1 protein-coding gene is annotated in these 880 nt (G+C 53.3%); it reads right to left on the bottom strand.

What is annotated here, in order from left to right; genetic code table 11:
* Window positions 1-31: 31 nt before the first annotated feature.
* Window positions 32-802 (bottom strand): IS5 family transposase, encoded by a 771-nt coding sequence (locus tag ACMA1I_RS23280; protein ID WP_337070893.1) that lies wholly within the window; start codon window positions 800-802, stop codon window positions 32-34.
* Between the last annotated feature and the right edge of the window lie 78 nt (window positions 803-880).

Here is an 880-nt window from a genome sequence, read left to right as displayed (position 1 = left end):
AGAGCGTGTTTAAATTTTAATTAACTGATCTTCAGGTTAATCTGTTTAATATGACCTGACAATTATGCCATAGAACCCAACTTTGAGCGCTTTCAGGTGTTTTTTCATGGTCCTTGTCGAGCCTTCTGAAGAAGTTGAACATGCCGAAAGCCCGCTCTGTGACCCACCGCCATTTGACCGGCACAAAGCCCTGCGTGCCCGGTGGCTTGGAACTTATCTCCACATCCACCCCCAGCAGGTTCTGGCCCACCCAGGCCATGAACATCTGCTCATAGGCCGCATCAGCCAGGATCTTCTCCATGCGGTGCAGGTATCCTCTGAGCGGGGCCACCACCCGATCGGCCATCGCCCCGTCGGCCTTGTTGGCACTATGCACCACCACGCCCCACACCAGGCCCAGCGTGTCGGTGATCACGTGCCGCTTGCGCCCGTTGACCTTCTTGTTGCCGTCCACACCCGTCTCTTCAGACACAAAAGGGGCTACCTTAACAGATTGGCTGTCAACGCTCAGCAGGCGCGGAGAGGCTTCTTTGCCCCGCCTGGCGCGCTCCTTGATGTTGAGCGAGAAGTTGAGGCTCTCCAGCGTGCCGTCCGACTGCCACTTGCGGAAATAGTAATACACCAGCTCCCACTTAGGGAAGCTTTCCCTTGGCAGGTTCCGCCACTGGCAGCCCACCCGAAGCACGTAAAAGATCGCGTCCACTATAACCCGGAGGCTATGAACACGTTTCCTTTCAATAGGCAGCGATTGCGACACCACTTCCCATTGCGAGTCAGTTAGTCTCTTGTATTGAGATTCCATAAGCCTTAAAGTTTGGTCACTTTTGCTTACGGACTGACTCGCTCTTTTTACCCATTCTTTAAAATTTAAACATGATCT

Source organism: Pontibacter sp. 13R65 (assembly GCF_047525655.1).
Classification (GTDB): Bacteria; Bacteroidota; Bacteroidia; order Cytophagales; family Hymenobacteraceae; genus Pontibacter.
This window is presented reverse-complemented; position numbering and strand designations above follow the sequence as displayed.